Origin of the sequence: Qipengyuania proteolytica, from assembly GCF_019711565.1 — a bacterium.
Taxonomy (GTDB): Bacteria; Pseudomonadota; Alphaproteobacteria; order Sphingomonadales; family Sphingomonadaceae; genus Qipengyuania; species Qipengyuania proteolytica.
This window is the reverse complement of the sequence record NZ_JAIGNN010000001.1, coordinates 1,273,594-1,287,802: the sequence shown is the minus strand read 5'-3', so window position 1 is coordinate 1,287,802 and position 14,209 is coordinate 1,273,594. Positions and strand designations below refer to the sequence as shown.

The window sequence follows — 14,209 nt, the reverse complement described above, 5'->3', positions numbered from 1 at the left end:
CCCCTAGCGAAATGTGCGAGCACCGCCAAACGATCCGCAAAAGGCGTTTCCTACTGCTGCGCGATCGGGCAGACCGCACGGCATGATCCCATGCCACCCCCTGCCCCATGACCACCCTTTCCTCAGGGTCGGTGGCGGATGGACTTTTCTTGCCCTGGACAGTGGTCCATGCGGTCCATGTCTACAGACTGCCCGAGGGGAAATCCTAACATGATCCAACAGCGCCGCCCGACCCGCGAAGGCGTGCTCGACGCTGCCGCAAAGGTGGCCGCGATCCTGCCGCCGACACCGCTGCTGCCGGTCGAAATCGATGGTGTGCAATGCTGGGCCAAGGCCGAGGTCCTGCAACCGGTCGGCGCGTTCAAGATCAGGGGCGCGTGGCACCGGCTTTCGGCGCTGGACGAGGAGGAGCGCGTGCGCGGGGTGGTTGCGGTGTCGAGCGGCAACCACGCCCAGGGCGTCGCTTGGGCGGCACAGCGGCTGGGGATCAGGGCGACCATCGTGATGCCGCGCAATGCGCCGCAGGTGAAGCTCAATGCGACGCGGGCGCTGGGCGCCGACGTGGTGCTCTACGAGCGCCCCGAGGAGGACCGCGACGAGGTCGCCGCGCGGCTGATCGAGACGAGCGGCGCGACGCTGGTCCATGCCTTCGGCGACCCGTGGGTGATCGAGGGCCAGGGGAGCGCCGGGATCGAAGCGGAGGCGCAGCTGGGCCGCAGCCCCTCGCGCTTCGTCGCCTGTTGCGGCGGTGGCGGGCTGGCGGCGGGCCTCGCCCTCGCCTGCCCGGACAGCGCGATCCATGTGGTCGAGCCCGAAGGCTGGGACATGGTCGGCCAGTCGCTGGCCGCGGGAGAGATCGTGCGCGTGGGCGCGAACCCGCCCGCGACCATCTGCGACGCGCTCCAGCCCGATGCGACCAAGCCGATCAACCTGGGCGTCCTGCAAGGCCGCGCCGAGCCCGGGGTCAGCGTGACCGACGAAGAGGTCCGCGCCGCCCAGCGCTTCGCCTTCGCGAAGCTGCGGCTCGTGGTCGAACCCGGCGGCGCGGCGGCGCTGGCGGCGGCACTGGCGGGCAAGGTCCCGCTCGACGCGGATACCGTGATCCTGCTCACCGGCGGCAACACCGATGCGGCGAGCTATGCGGCGACGCTGGCAGGTGGCTAGGATCGTTTGACAATCGGCCGCGGCGACTCCAGTTTCGCCGCACAGGGTCGGGACAGGGAGAGAACTCAATGCAAGCCCAGATGCTCGCGCCGGCGGCGGTCCTCGTCGCATGGTCGCTCGTCATGCTTTTCTGGATGGCGTTCACGCGCTTTCCCGCCATGGCCAAGGCCGGGCGCAGCGCCGGCTCGGCCAAGCCCGGCGGGCGCGGCCAGGACCTGGAAGGGGTGATCCCGGACCAGGTGAACTGGAAGGCGCACAACTATGCGCACCTCATGGAACAGCCGACCATCTTCTATCCGGCGGTCGTGATCCTGGCGATCATGGGGGCTGGCCCGATCGACGTCATGCTCGCCTGGGCCTATGTCGCGCTGCGCATCGTCCATTCGGTTTATCAGGCGACGGTCAACGTCGTGAAGGTCCGCTTCCTGATCTTCCTCGTCTCGACGCTCGCGCTCACCGCCCTCGCCATCCGCGCGGTCATGGCGACCCTGTTCCACGATCCCGCCTTCGCCCCGGCCTGACGGAGATGACCATGATCAAAGCCGAAATCCTGCAGCCCGTCGTCGTCCTGCTCGCCTGGACCATGGTGATGTGGCTGTGGATGTATGTCACCCGCATCCCCGCGATGAGCAAGGCGGGGATCCAGCCGAACGACGCACGGCGGACCAAGGCGCTCGACGATGCGCTACCGGCGGAAGTGCAGTGGAAGGCGCACAACCACAACCACCTCCACGAACAGCCGACCGTGTTCTACGCAGTCGCGCTGCTGCTCGCGATGATCGGGTGGGGCGATGGCATGAACGCGCTGCTGGCGTGGATCTACGTCGGGCTGCGCATCATCCACTCGCTGGTGCAGGCGACCGCCAACGTCGTGATGGTGCGCTTCGTGCTCTACGCGCTGGCGAGCCTCGTGCTCATCGCGCTGATCCTCCACGCGGCGATCAGCGTGTTCGACATCCACATGTAAGGCTGCCTGCGGTCCCGGTTCGCGCCGGGACCTTCCTGCTATTCGGCGGCTTCGACTGCGTGGGCGTGGCCGTCCGCGTCGATCTCGAGGTTGGCGAGGAACCGCTCGGCATCGAGCGCGGCCATGCAGCCCATGCCCGCTGCGGTAACCGCCTGACGATAGACATGGTCGGTCACGTCGCCCGCCGCGAAGACGCCCGGGATTTCGGTCTTCGGCGAGCCGGGCTCGGTGAGCAGGTAGCCGCTCTCGTCCATCGGCAGCTTGCCCTTGAACAGTTCGGTCGCAGGCGCATGGCCGATCGCGACGAAAGCGCCGTCGGTGGCGAATTCGCTCGCTTCCCCGGTGACGGTATCACGCAGGTTGAGATGGCCGAGCGCGCCGGTCGGGCCGGCCTGGAAGCTGTCCACGGTCTTGTTCCACAGCACGGTGATCTTCGGGTGGTTGAGCAGGCGCTCCTGAAGGATCTTCTCGGCGCGCAGCTCGTCACGGCGATGGATCAGGGTCACATCGTCGGAGTGGTTGGTCAGGTACAGTGCCTCTTCGACCGCAGTGTTGCCGCCGCCGATCACCGCGACCTTCTTGCCGCGGTAGAAGAACCCGTCGCAGGTCGCGCAGGCGCTGACGCCCTTGCCGCCCAGCTCCATCTCGCCCGGAACGCCGAGCCACTTGGCCTGCGCCCCGGTGCAGATCACGACCACGTCGGCGACATACTCGTCGCCGCTGTCGCCCTTGGCAATGAAGGGCGAACCCCTGGAAAAATCGACATCGACGATCGTGTCCCACATCATCCGCGTGCCGACGTGTTCCGCCTGCTTCTGCATCTGCTCCATCAGCCATGGACCCTGGACGACGTCGGCGAAGCCGGGATAGTTCTCGACATCGGTAGTGATGGTCAGCTGGCCTCCCGGTTGCAGGCCCTGCACCACGATCGGCTCCATCATCGCGCGCGCCGCGTAGATCGCGGCGGAATAGCCGGCCGGGCCGGAGCCGATGATGAGCATCTTGGTGCGATGGGTAGCCATGTCGTTCAATCCGTCAGTCTGGAATCGGTGTCGCCGCTATATGGGAAGCCTCGGCGGCAGAGTCACGCGAGGAACCGCGACCTCAACCGCTCGCGCATCGCCTCATCCACACCTAAATGCCCGTCGAGGAAGCTGTCGAGCGAGCCGTATTCGGCCTCGACCTCGCTCCACCATGTCTCGAGATACTCTTCGCGCACGCCGAGCAGCGCCATGACCGCCTCCTCGTCGAGCGTGCGCCCCAACCGCTCTTCGATGCCTGGCACCGACTGGTCCCGCAGCACGGTCAGCGTCGGCGCATCATTGGTGCGCAGGAACTCGGCCATCTGCCGCTCGCGATCGACCCCGAGCACATGGAGCACCAGCATCGCGGCGACCCCGGTGCGGTCCTTGCCCGCGAAGCAATGCACGAGGCTCGCTCCGTCGCGTTCGTCCAGGGCGCGGAAATAGCGGCCGAACATGGCGATCATCGCCGGGTTGCGCGGCATACGGGTGTAGACCGCGAGCATGCGCTGGCGCGCGAATTCGGCGGTGGTGACGCTGTCGTCGATGTCCATGTGCGGCGGGCTCGACGTGGTCTCGCCATCGTAGAACAGCACCTCCGCTGCGAACGCGTCGCTGCGGCGACAGGGGTTGCGCTCGCGCTCGCTCTCTCCGCGAAGGTCGATCACGGTACGGATGCCGAGCGCGTCCATCGCCGCGAGGTCGGCATCGGTGGCGCCGACATGCTGGCCCGAGCGCCACAACAGCCCGGTCTTCACCCTCGCTCCGTCGTCGGTCTCCCACCCGCCGAAATCGCGGAAATTGTGGATGCCGGTGGTCTCGAGAAAGGGATCGGGAATCATGCGCGCTGCAATGGCAGGCCGCGCCCGCCGGCACAACATGCTCGCGACCCCGCCATGCGCGTTGCTACGTAGTGCGCCGGATAGGCGGCCTGCACCCCGTCCCTCTAGCCTGCGCCCATCATCGCAACCGGAAGGCGAGGCAGACATGGCGCATATCCTGATCGTCGACGACGACGAGATCGTGGCGGAGCTGGCGGCGAACATCCTGATCGGCGCGGGTCATGCCTGCGGCTGGGTGACCGATGGTTCGAAAGTGCTCGACCTGCTCAAATGGCGGCGGCCGGACCTGTTGCTGCTCGATCAGGACATGCCCGGCCTGACCGGCAAGCAGGTGCTGCGCGAGATCCGCGGATCGCAGCGGCATTACGATCTTCCGGTGATCATGTTTACCGCGATCCAGGGAGCGGAGGACGAGGCCTCCGCGCTCTATGGCGGGGCGCAGGCTTACATCCGCAAGCCTTTCGTCGAGCGGTTCCTGCTCCACACGGTCAATCTCGTACTGATGTCGCGCGAAGGGCGTCCGGCCCACCGCGACCTGCGCGAAGTCATGGAAAACAACAACCGCGGACGTAGCGAGTTGGACCGCGTCCGCCGCTCGATCTAGCCGAGATCGCGCAGGAAATCGACGGTCCAGGCCTGCACGTTCTCCTCGCGCACGCTCACCACCATTGCTTCGTAGCGCGCCTTGCGCTCCGCCAGCGGCATATCGAGCGCCTTCCCAATCGCATGCGCGATATCGTCGGGGCTATGCGGATTGACGAGCAGTGCGTCTTTGAGCTGCGCTGCCGCGCCGGCAAATCGCGACAGGATCAGCACGCCCGGATCGTCGGGGTCCTGCGCCGCGACATATTCCTTCGCGACCAGATTCATCCCGTCTCGCAAGGGCGTGACGAGTCCGATCCTCGAGCCGCGGAAAAAACCGAACAACTCTTCGTGGCTGTAACCACGATTGACGTATCGGATCGGCACCATGTCGACTTCGGACCGCGCGCCGTTGATCTGGCCACACTTCTGTTCCAGTTCCTCGCGAATTTCCTGATAGCTTTCAACGTCTTCGCGGCTCGGCGGAGCGATCTGGATGAAAACCAGATCACGCGCCCTGTCCGGATGGCGGTCGAAGAAACGGCCGATGCCGTCGATGCGCTCGGGAATGCCTTTGGAATAATCGAGCCGGTCGACCCCAATCATCGCGGCACGCCTGCGGGTGGAACTCATCAGCCGCTGCTGGGCCTGCCGCGCTTCTCCGGTTTCGCCGAGTTTGCTGAAATGGTCCCAGTCGATCCCGATGGGATAAGCGCGCGCCATGGTCGTCCGGCCATCGAGCGTGATGCTGCCGCTATCCTCATCGACCTGCGCGCCCAGTTCCGTGCGACAATAATGGAGGAAGCTGTCGAGCCATTCCTTCGTCTGGAACCCGATCAGGTCATAGTGCAGCATCGTGTGCACCAGCCGCTCGTGGTACGGCAACGAGACAAACAGCCGGGTAGCCGGCCAGGGGATATGGAGGAAGAACCCGATCCGGTTCTTTAGCCCGCGCGAACGCAGACGCTCGCCAAGGGGGATGAGGTGATAGTCATGGACCCAGACGACGTCGTCGGGTTCGATCAGCGGCGCGGCGAGATCGGCGAAGCGTTCGTTGACCCGCTCGTACCCCTTCCCCGTTTCGCGCTCGTATTCTGCTAGGTCGAGGCGATAGTGGAACAGCGGCCACAGCGTCGAATTGGCATAGCCATTGTAATATTCGTCGATGTCGCGCTGCGACAGGTCGATGGTAGCGGTGGTCACGCCGTCATTGGTCTGCGTATCGACATGGCCGGTCCGGCCGCTCTCGCTCTCCTCGCCCGACCAGCCGAACCACAGGCCCTCGCGGTCCTTCAGGGCCGCGTGCAAGGCACCTGCCAGTCCGCCCTGCGCCCCTGCCGCACCGCGTGCCTTGGGCACCGCGACGCGGTTCGAGATGACGACAAGGCGTGGATCACCACTCAGCGGACTTCGCTCCAGGGTTTGCTCAAAAGACCGGCACAATTGATTATACCTACCAGCGAGTAGGTCTGGGGGAAGTTCCCCCACAGCTCGCCCGTGTCGTAATCGAGATCTTCGCTGAGCAGGCCCGAGCGGGTCGTGTGGCTCAGCATCGCGCAGAAAATTTCGCGCGCCTCCCCCTTCCGCTCGACCAGCGCGAGCGCTTCGATCAGCCAGAAGGTGCACACGTTGAAGGCGGTTTCCGGCGCGCCGAAGTCGTCCTCGGCGGCATAGCGCAGCATGTGGTCGCCGCGGCGCAAGTCGCGCTCGATGGCGGCGAATGTCTTGCGGAAACGCTCGTCGGTCGGCTTGAGATAACGCAGCTCGATCATCTGCAGCAGGCTGGCGTCGAGATAGCCGTTCTCGAAGCTGGCGCCGTAATGCTCGCCGTCTTCCTTCCAGGCATTGGCCTCGATGGTCTGGCGAATCGTGTCGGCGCGCTGTTTCCAGAACATGACGCGATCACCCTTGCCGAGCTGCGCGGCGACATTGGCCAGCCGGTCGCAGGCGGCCCAGCACATGACGGCGGAATAGGTGTGCACCTCCTGCCGGGTGCGGAATTCCCACAGACCGGCGTCGGGCTTGTCGTGCTTGAGCCACGCTGCCTCGCCGACCTCTTCGAGATGCGCGAAATCGGTCTCGTCCGCCATCCGCAGCAGGCGGTGGTCGAAGAAGGCCTGCGCGGTCGGCATGACTATCTGGCCGTAACAGTCGTATTGCACCTGCTTGTAGGCAGCGTTGCCGACGCGCACCGGACCCATGCCGCGATAGCCGGCAAGATTGCCCGCTTCGAACTCGTGCAGCTCCTGTGCTCCCATCACCGAGTAAAGCGGCTGGATCTGCCCGCCACGCGCCTGGTCGACGATATTGCGCAGGTAGGCGAGGTACTTTTCCAGCACATCGAGCGCGCCCAGCCGGTTGAGCGCCTGCACGGTGTAGTAGCTGTCGCGAATCCAGCAGTAGCGGTAGTCCCAGTTGCGCTGGCTGCCGGGTGCCTCGGGAATCGAGGTCGTCAGCGCGGCGACGATCGCCCCCGTTTCCTCGTGCTGGCACAGCTTCAGCGCGATGGCCGCGCGAATGACCTCCTCCTGCCATTCGAGCGGGATGTGCAAGCCGCGTACCCAGTGCTGCCAGTATTTTGCGGTATTCGCCTCCATCCGCCGGACTTCGCTGCGGATATTGCCGACGAAGGGCTCGTCCGGGCCGAGGAAGAAGTGCTGGTCGCTTTCGACCCTGTAGAAGCGCTCCTCGAGGATGTAGCCCACGGGCGCGTCCGTCGAGAGGCGCAGGGCCTGCGGACCGACGAGATAGCGAACATGGTTGGTGCCGTTGGTGGTTGCGGCGAGTTCCTCGCCGTAACTGCGCATCGGCTTGAGGACGACCTTGAGGCGCGGGGCCCCTGCCACGGGGCGAACGATCCGGCTGTAGGCGACCGGGCGGTACATGCGGCCCGAGCCTTCGTACCGCGGTGCGAAATCGCTGATCTCGACCGCGCTGCCATCCTCGGCTTCGAGGCGGGTGACGAGGATCGCCGTGTTGCGCTCGTAACGCTGGCTCGCGCGGACCTGCCTTTCCAGCTCGAAACGCCATATGCCCCGGTCGCGCGCATCGCCATTGAGCAGCGAGCAGAACACCGGGTCCCCGTCGACGCGCGGGACGCAGCCCCAGACGAAACCGCCCTCCTCGTCCACCAGCGCACTGACCTGGCAATTGCCGATGGGCGACAGTTCGAGGTTTGCGGTCATCGGATCTCCAGCCAGTTGTGCACTGCGGTAACGCTGTCGAGGCGGTATCGTGCCTTGTCGCTGATGCGTTCGCCGACCGCCACCCCGAAACCGCCGAATTCGATTGCACCGGCAAAGCCGTCTTCGTCGGTCACGTCGTCACCGATGAAGATTGGCGTCGCGCCGGCAAAGGGCTCCAGCGCCATGAACGCGCGCACGGCGCCGGCCTTGTCGGCGCCGGGATGGACCAGTTCGGCGACCGCCTTGCCCCGCTTCACGACCAGCCCCGCGTCACCGGCGATCCGGTTCGCGAAGGCCTGCACCGCGTCCTCGCATTCGGGCCGCGAGCGGTAATGCAGAGCCCCGCCGTGCGCCTTGGTCTCGTAGCGCAGGCCCTGCGATGCGGCAAAAGTCTGCAGTTGCTCCACCACCGCCTCGGGAAGGGCTGGCGGCTCGCTGCCGGCAATCGCGCCATCGGCGTGGACGCGGTGCGCCCCGTGCGAACCTGCGCGCGCGACATCGAGCGGTCCTGTGTGCCCCTCAAGGTCGCGCAGGGCGCGCCCGCTGACGATGGCGAGACGCCCCCCGAGCCGATCTCGCAGGCCGACGATGTTGGCGGCCAAAGTTCGCGGCACACGGATCGCGTCGGGATCCGGCGCAATCTCCACCAGCGTGCCGTCGAAATCGACAAACAGCGCGACCGGGCCGCGAGCGAGCAGCTCATGCAGCGAGGGCGGCGACGGGAGCGTATGCTGGCTGGCCATCGCTGCCCCGCATACCGCGAACCCTTGCGCGGTCAAACCCTCACGGGTCGATCCGGTCTTCCGCCTTGGGGACGAGGATCAAGGTCCCCTCCTCCACCCGCCACGAACCGAGGCGCGCAAGCACGTTCATGCCGATCACATTGAAGTCGCCGAAACTCTCGGCAATCGCGGCATCGGTCCCGGTAGCGCGAATATTGCCGAGCACCAGGCTGTCGACGGTGGCGACATGCGCCTGGATCGTCCCGTTAGCGGTCCCGAGCATGATCGGGATGCCGCCACGGCGCGGCGCCAGCCCCGCCTGCTCGGCGAGCGGCGCCGAAATCGCCGTCAACGTCGCGCCGGTGTCGATCATGAAATTGCCGGGCACACCGTTTACCTCGGCGCGCACCCAGTAATGGCCGTCCGGCCCGAGCGGAATGCGGGTTTCGCCGCCTGCCACGACCTGTTCCGGCAAGCCGATCTGCGGGACGGCGACATCGAAGCGCGGGTCGAAACGAGACAGTTGCAGCACGACAGTGAGCAGGATCACGCCCAGCGCGATCGAACTGAACGTGCGCATCACGCTGCCCCAGGCCGTGCGCTTGGCCGCAAAAGCGCCGATCCAGCCGATCACCATCGCCGCGACCGCCGCCATCAGCAGTTCCGAGCGCGGAATCGCCCGCAAGGTGTCCGCCAGGGCGCTGAAGACCGAACTCATGTCCATGGAAGCGATATAGGCACCCACCGATGACGCGTCCATGAAGCGCGCGACAAATATCAGGGCGCGTCGCGGTGCTCGGTCGCCCGGGCGAGGATCAGCGAGAAGCGCCTCGCGCTATCGGTCCAGCGGTGCAACGGGGTCCAGCCGCCCGCCAGCAGCAGAGTATTGGCGCTGCGACGGGTGAACTTGTGGCTGTTTTCGGTATGGATGGTCTCGCCTTCCGCCATTTCGAAATCGTGCCCGGACACGGAAAAGGCGATCGCTTCGGTGGCGCGCAGGTGCATTTCGATCCGCGCAAAATCGTCATTCCACAGCGCCACATGCCGGAGCTTACCTGTCGGGATGGTCCCGCCCAGCTCGCGATTGATGCGCTCGGCAAGGTTTAGGTTGAACGCCGCGGTGACGCCTGCCGCATCGTCATAGGCGGCCTCGAGAACGTCGCGATCCTTCACCAGGTCCATGCCGATCAGCAGCAGCGGCAAGTGCCCCTCGTCCGCGCCGAGGGTCGATCGCATCGAACGAAGGAGGTCGACCGCCGTGCGCGCGACCATGTTGCCGATGGTCGAGCCGGGGAAAAAGCCCAGCTTCCTCAGCGGGGCGACCGCGTCCGGCAGGGCGACCTTGCGCATGAAGTCCGCCTCGACCGGATGGACCGGAACTCCGGGAAACTTTTCCGCCAGCGCAGCAGCCGACTGGCGCAGGAAATCGCCCGAGATGTCGAGCGGTACGTAGGCGGCAGGGTCGATGGCTTCGAGCAGCAGCGGCGTCTTGACCGAACTGCCACTGCCGAACTCGACCACGGACCGTTCGGGACCGATCAGGCGGGCGAAATCGTCACCACGCTCGCGCAGGATCTCGGTCTCTGCCCGGGTGGGATAATATTCGTCGAGCTGCGTGATCTGCTCGAACAGCTGCGAGCCGCGCTCGTCGTAGAACCAGCGCGCGGGAACCGCCTTCTGGTGCTGGCGCAGGCCGGACAGGACATCTGCGCGGAAGGCCTTGTCCACCCCGTCCTCGTCACGGTCGACGATGGCGATGCCGGTATCGGATTTCATCACAGGTCCTTTGCCAGCCGGACGCCGGTGAACTGCCAGCGCTGGTGGGGGTAGAAGAAGTTGCGATAGGACGCGCGCGAATGCCCGCGCGCCGTCGCGCAGCTGGCTCCCTTGAGCACGAACTGGCCACTCATGAACTTGCCGTTGTATTCGCCCACGGCGCCTTCAGCCGGCTTGAAACGCGGGTACGGCAGATAGGCGGAGCGGGTGAACTGCCAGCAATCCCCGAACAGGCCTGCGCTGCCCCGAGGCAGGGGCGGCGCGGCGCTATCGAGCTGGTTGCCCGCGGTGGGATCGTGTGCCGCATCCTCGCCATCCTGCCCCCGCGCGATCGCTTCCCATTCGAATTCGGTCGGCAGGCGCAGACCCGCCCATGTCGCGAAGGCATCGGCCTCGTAGTAGGAAACGTGCGTCACCGGCGCGTCGGGATCGCGTGCCTGCCAGCCGCAATGGGTGAAGTGCTCGTCCTCGTGCCAGTAGAGCGGCGCTCCGATGCCCTCGCCATTGACCCAGCCCCACCCGTCGGAGAGCCAGAGCGAGGCGGTCTCATAGCCGCCATCAGCGATGAAGTCGGCCCATTCGCGATTGGTAACGAGGCGCGACGAGAGGGCGAAGGGCTCCACGAGCACGCGATGCGCAGGGCCTTCATTGTCGAAGGCGAAGCCCGCTTCCTGATGACCCACACGGGCAATTCCGCCAGGGTGCGTGTGCCAGCCGCCGGGCTGTCGATACGCCGATTGCGCCCCCTCCTCCCGCATCGCCGGGCCGAGGGGGTTCCGGAACAGCGCGTTCTTGATATCGGTGAGCAGCAATTCCTGGTGCTGCTGTTCATGCGCGAGGCCGAGCTCGATCAGCGGCGCCAGTTCCGCGCGCTCAAACAACGGTGCCATGGCCCTGTCCACATGCGCGCGCCAGTCGAGGATCTCGCCCATGGTCGGGCGCGAAAGCATCCCGCGAGAGAACCGCGCGATCCGCGCACCCTCGGCCTCGTAATAGGAATTGAATACGAACGGCCAGCGCGCGTCGTAAAGGGCATATCCGTCGAGGTGGTCACGCAGCAGGAAGGTTTCCCAGAACCACGTCACATGCGCGAGGTGCCACTTGGCGGGGGAGGCGTCCTCCATCGACTGTATGGTGGCGTCAGCTTCGGACAGCGGTGCGGCAAGCGCTTCGGTCAGCGCGCGCGCAGTGCGGAAACGCTCTCCAAGACCTTCATGGGTCGGCAGGGAAGCCGTATTCGGGCGGGGCATCGTGGGGGTCCCCTCCTCCAGCAGCTGCCAGGATGCGGCAACCGTGGCACAACATGGCGCAATCCTTGGTCGGTTTAAAGACTCAGCGCAAAATTTCCCGTGGTTACAAACATATGTTAAGCCGGCCTCCCACTCAGGCGGCGAGCGCGACGCGGTTACGCCCCGCCTTTTTCGCAGCATAGAGGGCCGCATCGGCGCGCGCGAACAGCGTCAAACTGGTGTCCGACGGACCCAGCATCGCATGCCCGATGCTGGCGGTGACGGCGGGTATGCCGGCCATGGCCGTGCCGCTTTCCACCGCCAAGCGCAGCCGCTCCGCCGCACCCGCCGCAGCCGTCTCGTTCGCGCCCGGCAGGATGAGCAGGAACTCCTCGCCACCGATCCGCGCGGCACATTGCCCGTCACGGGCCTGCAGTGCCGCGATCCGGCCGATTTCGGCTAGCACCCGGTCGCCCGTGGCATGTCCATGGGTATCGTTGATCGCCTTGAAATGATCGATATCGAAGACGATCAGCCCGAGCGGTTTCCCGCCAAGGCGCGACGCCACGACGGCACGGTCCAGTGCCGCCATGGCGCTGCGCCGGTTGGCCAGTCCGGTCAACACGTCGGTATTCGCAATCCGCCGCGCCTCTGCCGCCTCGCGCAGGGCGTCGTGCTTCTCCTGCTGGATGCGGGCGACCCGCGTGTATTCGTCGGTCACGTCGCGCGCGACCATCAGCACGTGCTCTGCGACGCCCTCGGGAGAAAAGACATTGCGCGCCCGCGCCCGAAGCACGCGGGTACCGAGTTTGGGGTTCTCGATCTCGAACTCGACGACATAGCCATCGCGATCGTGGCGATGACCATGAAACGTCGTGTGCATCTGCTGGAGGCCGTCGGGGAGCAGCCGTTCAAGCAGCCTGGCGTCGGGGGGCGTTTCCGGGGGTAGCCCGGCGATCTTGCAGAATGCTGGCGACCAACCGTGCCGTCCACTGACGAGATCGACGCTCCAGCGCCCGAAACCCGCCATCTCCTCGGCCAGCGTCAGGTCGGACGCGATATCGGACAAGGGAACCTGCGGGGATGGTGCCAGGCGCCGGGAGGTCGCGACGAGCAGGCTCAGCAGAGCGAATGCGGCAAGGCTCAGCATCCGGTCGAAGGCGGGCACACCGCTTCGCATTTGCGCCACAGCGAGGGCAGCAAGCAAAAACCAGATCACCGCAAGAAGCGGCGCGTAGAGCGTCCGGGTCGTCAATCACCGATCCTTTCGCCCCGCAGACTATCGCGGGGCGACGGAACGACGGCTCAAGCCCGGCCTAGGTGAATATCCCTAGGCGGCGTCGGCGTGACGGACGGCGTGTTCCTCGTTGAGCATCTCGGCGATCAGGAAGGCGAGTTCCAGCGACTGCGCCGCATTGAGGCGCGGATCGCAATGGGTGTGGTAGCGATCCTTCAGCGCCTCGTCGGTGATCGCGACCGCGCCACCGACGCATTCGGTCACGTCCTGGCCGGTCATCTCGACATGGATGCCGCCGGGGTGCGTACCCTCCGCACGGTGGACGGCGAAAAAACCCTTCACCTCGGTCAGTATGCGGTCGAAGGGGCGCGTCTTGTAACCGCTCTCCGATTTGACGACATTGCCGTGCATCGGGTCGCAGCTCCACACGACCGGGTGCCCCTCCGCCTTCACCGCGCGCACTAGGCGCGGCAGCCCCTCTTCCACCTTGTCATGGCCGAAGCGGCTGATAAGCGTGATGCGGCCGGGCTCGCGCGCCGGATTGAGCGTGTCGAGCAGGCGCAGCATGGCGTCGGTCTCGAGGCTCGGCCCGCATTTCATGCCGAGCGGATTGCCGATGCCGCGACAGAACTCGACATGGGCACTGCCGTCGAAGCGAGTGCGGTCGCCGATCCAGACCATATGCGCGCTGGTATCGTACCAGTCGCCGGTCAGGCTGTCGCGGCGCGTCAGCGCCTGTTCGTAAGGCAGCAGCAGCGCCTCGTGGCTGGTGTAGAAGCTCGTCCCGCGCAGCTGGGGCAGCGTCGCGGGCGTGATGCCGCAAGCTTCCATGAAATCGAGCGCTTCGCCGATGCGGTCGGCGACGTCGCTGAACTTGTCCGCCCACGGGCTGCGACCCATGAAATCGAGCGTCCACTGGTGGACCTGGCGCAGGTTCGCATAGCCGCCATTGGCGAAGGCGCGCAGCAGGTTGAGCGTCGCGGCCGCCTGCGAATAGGCCCGCACCATGCGCTGCGGATCATTCCGGCGGCTATCGGGATCGAAGTCGATGCCGTTGATGTTGTCGCCGAAGTAGCTCGGCAGCGTGACATCGCCCTGCGTCTCGGTGTTCGAGCTGCGCGGCTTGGCGAACTGGCCCGCCATCCGGCCGACCTTCACCACGGGCTTCTTGCTGGCGAAGGTCATGACGACCGCCATCTGCAACAGTACGCGGAAGGTGTCGCGGATGTTGTTGGGATGGAATTCGGCGAAGCTTTCCGCGCAATCGCCACCCTGCAACAGGAAGGCCTTGCCCTCAGCTACCTCTGCGAGGTCCGCCTTCAGCGCACGCGCCTCGCCCGCGAACACCAGCGGGGGATGCGTTTCGAGCGACGTCGTCGCGGCATCGAGCGCAGCCGTGTCCAGATATTCGGGCAAGTGCCTTGCCTCGAAATCCTTCCAGCTCTCGGGTGACCAGTTCGTCGCCATTATCAATTCCAGTTGC

At 65.9% G+C, this 14,209-nt stretch carries 14 protein-coding genes; 4 read left to right on the top strand and 10 right to left on the bottom strand.

Features of this window, described 5'->3' with window-relative positions; translation table 11 throughout:
- The first annotated feature begins 210 nt into the window (after positions 1 to 210).
- The 3 genes from K3172_RS06270 to K3172_RS06260 all read left to right on the top strand — a co-directional run bounded on the left by K3172_RS06270 (position 211) and on the right by K3172_RS06260 (position 2,131).
- On the top strand, positions 211 to 1,164 hold the full coding sequence (locus K3172_RS06270) for a threonine ammonia-lyase (RefSeq protein ID WP_221587983.1): 954 nt from the start codon (positions 211 to 213) through the stop codon (positions 1,162 to 1,164).
- A gap of 68 nt (positions 1,165 to 1,232) precedes the next feature.
- Positions 1,233 to 1,685: an MAPEG family protein gene (locus K3172_RS06265; RefSeq protein ID WP_221587981.1), complete on the top strand. Its 453-nt coding sequence runs from the start codon at positions 1,233 to 1,235 to the stop codon at positions 1,683 to 1,685.
- Positions 1,686 to 1,696: 11 nt separating this feature from the next.
- Positions 1,697 to 2,131, top strand: coding sequence for an MAPEG family protein (locus K3172_RS06260; protein ID WP_221587979.1), 435 nt, complete (start codon positions 1,697 to 1,699; stop codon positions 2,129 to 2,131).
- A 38-nt stretch (positions 2,132 to 2,169) separates the two neighbouring features.
- Here the strand turns inward: K3172_RS06260 and trxB are convergent, their stop codons facing one another.
- Both trxB and K3172_RS06250 read right to left on the bottom strand, forming a co-directional pair.
- Complete coding sequence (gene trxB / locus K3172_RS06255) at positions 2,170 to 3,153, bottom strand: thioredoxin-disulfide reductase (protein WP_221587977.1); 984 nt, start codon at positions 3,151 to 3,153, stop codon at positions 2,170 to 2,172.
- A 62-nt stretch (positions 3,154 to 3,215) separates the two neighbouring features.
- Positions 3,216 to 3,995 carry a tyrosine-protein phosphatase gene (locus tag K3172_RS06250; protein ID WP_221587975.1) on the bottom strand — a complete coding sequence of 260 codons (780 nt, stop codon included), beginning with the start codon at positions 3,993 to 3,995 and terminating at the stop codon, positions 3,216 to 3,218.
- Positions 3,996 to 4,140: 145 nt separating this feature from the next.
- On the opposite strand from K3172_RS06250, the gene K3172_RS06245 reads away from it, so the two are divergent.
- A complete protein-coding gene (locus K3172_RS06245) occupies positions 4,141 to 4,599 on the top strand; it encodes a response regulator (RefSeq protein WP_221587973.1) in 459 nt (152 codons plus the stop codon).
- Here the strand turns inward: K3172_RS06245 and K3172_RS06240 are convergent.
- From K3172_RS06240 to K3172_RS06205, 8 genes are all read right to left on the bottom strand, one after another.
- Complete coding sequence (locus K3172_RS06240) at positions 4,596 to 5,936, bottom strand: alpha,alpha-trehalose-phosphate synthase (UDP-forming) (protein WP_345725606.1); 1,341 nt, start codon at positions 5,934 to 5,936, stop codon at positions 4,596 to 4,598. The genes K3172_RS06245 and K3172_RS06240 overlap by 4 nt on opposite strands.
- A gap of 41 nt (positions 5,937 to 5,977) precedes the next feature.
- On the bottom strand, positions 5,978 to 7,762 hold the full coding sequence (locus K3172_RS06235; protein ID WP_221587971.1) for a glycoside hydrolase family 15 protein: 1,785 nt from the start codon (positions 7,760 to 7,762) through the stop codon (positions 5,978 to 5,980).
- Positions 7,759 to 8,505, bottom strand: a complete 747-nt coding sequence (gene otsB / locus K3172_RS06230) for a trehalose-phosphatase (protein ID WP_221587969.1) — start codon at positions 8,503 to 8,505, stop codon at positions 7,759 to 7,761. The genes K3172_RS06235 and otsB overlap by 4 nt, the downstream gene beginning before the upstream one ends.
- A gap of 40 nt (positions 8,506 to 8,545) precedes the next feature.
- Positions 8,546 to 9,244, bottom strand: a complete 699-nt coding sequence (locus tag K3172_RS06225; protein ID WP_247717939.1) for a retropepsin-like aspartic protease family protein — start codon at positions 9,242 to 9,244, stop codon at positions 8,546 to 8,548.
- A 17-nt stretch (positions 9,245 to 9,261) separates the two neighbouring features.
- Positions 9,262 to 10,260: an L-histidine N(alpha)-methyltransferase gene (egtD, locus tag K3172_RS06220; protein WP_221587966.1), complete on the bottom strand. Its 999-nt coding sequence runs from the start codon at positions 10,258 to 10,260 to the stop codon at positions 9,262 to 9,264.
- A complete protein-coding gene (egtB, locus tag K3172_RS06215; RefSeq protein WP_221587964.1) occupies positions 10,260 to 11,510 on the bottom strand; it encodes an ergothioneine biosynthesis protein EgtB in 1,251 nt (416 codons plus the stop codon). The genes egtD and egtB overlap by 1 nt, the downstream gene beginning before the upstream one ends.
- A gap of 133 nt (positions 11,511 to 11,643) precedes the next feature.
- Positions 11,644 to 12,744 carry a GGDEF domain-containing protein gene (locus K3172_RS06210; RefSeq protein ID WP_221587962.1) on the bottom strand — a complete coding sequence of 367 codons (1,101 nt, stop codon included), beginning with the start codon at positions 12,742 to 12,744 and terminating at the stop codon, positions 11,644 to 11,646.
- Positions 12,745 to 12,819: 75 nt separating this feature from the next.
- A complete protein-coding gene (locus tag K3172_RS06205; RefSeq protein WP_221587961.1) occupies positions 12,820 to 14,193 on the bottom strand; it encodes a class II 3-deoxy-7-phosphoheptulonate synthase in 1,374 nt (457 codons plus the stop codon).
- Positions 14,194 to 14,209: the final 16 nt, after the last annotated feature.

What these genes read in the sequence shown, in the direction of transcription:
- K3172_RS06225 (WP_247717939.1), bottom strand. Translation starts at nt 9,244, where the DNA reads ATGGACGCGTCATCGGTGGGTGCCTATATCGCTTCCATGGACATGAGT.
- egtB (WP_221587964.1), bottom strand. Translation starts at nt 11,510, where the DNA reads ATGCCCCGCCCGAATACGGCTTCCCTGCCGACCCATGAAGGTCTTGGA.
- trxB (WP_221587977.1), bottom strand. Translation starts at nt 3,153, where the DNA reads ATGGCTACCCATCGCACCAAGATGCTCATCATCGGCTCCGGCCCGGCC.
- K3172_RS06260 (WP_221587979.1), top strand. Translation starts at nt 1,697, where the DNA reads ATGATCAAAGCCGAAATCCTGCAGCCCGTCGTCGTCCTGCTCGCCTGG.
- K3172_RS06270 (WP_221587983.1), top strand. Translation starts at nt 211, where the DNA reads ATGATCCAACAGCGCCGCCCGACCCGCGAAGGCGTGCTCGACGCTGCC.
- K3172_RS06250 (WP_221587975.1), bottom strand. Translation starts at nt 3,995, where the DNA reads ATGATTCCCGATCCCTTTCTCGAGACCACCGGCATCCACAATTTCCGC.
- egtD (WP_221587966.1), bottom strand. Translation starts at nt 10,260, where the DNA reads ATGAAATCCGATACCGGCATCGCCATCGTCGACCGTGACGAGGACGGG.
- K3172_RS06245 (WP_221587973.1), top strand. Translation starts at nt 4,141, where the DNA reads ATGGCGCATATCCTGATCGTCGACGACGACGAGATCGTGGCGGAGCTG.
- K3172_RS06235 (WP_221587971.1), bottom strand. Translation starts at nt 7,762, where the DNA reads ATGACCGCAAACCTCGAACTGTCGCCCATCGGCAATTGCCAGGTCAGT.
- K3172_RS06205 (WP_221587961.1), bottom strand. Translation starts at nt 14,193, where the DNA reads ATGGCGACGAACTGGTCACCCGAGAGCTGGAAGGATTTCGAGGCAAGG.
- otsB (WP_221587969.1), bottom strand. Translation starts at nt 8,505, where the DNA reads ATGGCCAGCCAGCATACGCTCCCGTCGCCGCCCTCGCTGCATGAGCTG.
- K3172_RS06265 (WP_221587981.1), top strand. Translation starts at nt 1,233, where the DNA reads ATGCAAGCCCAGATGCTCGCGCCGGCGGCGGTCCTCGTCGCATGGTCG.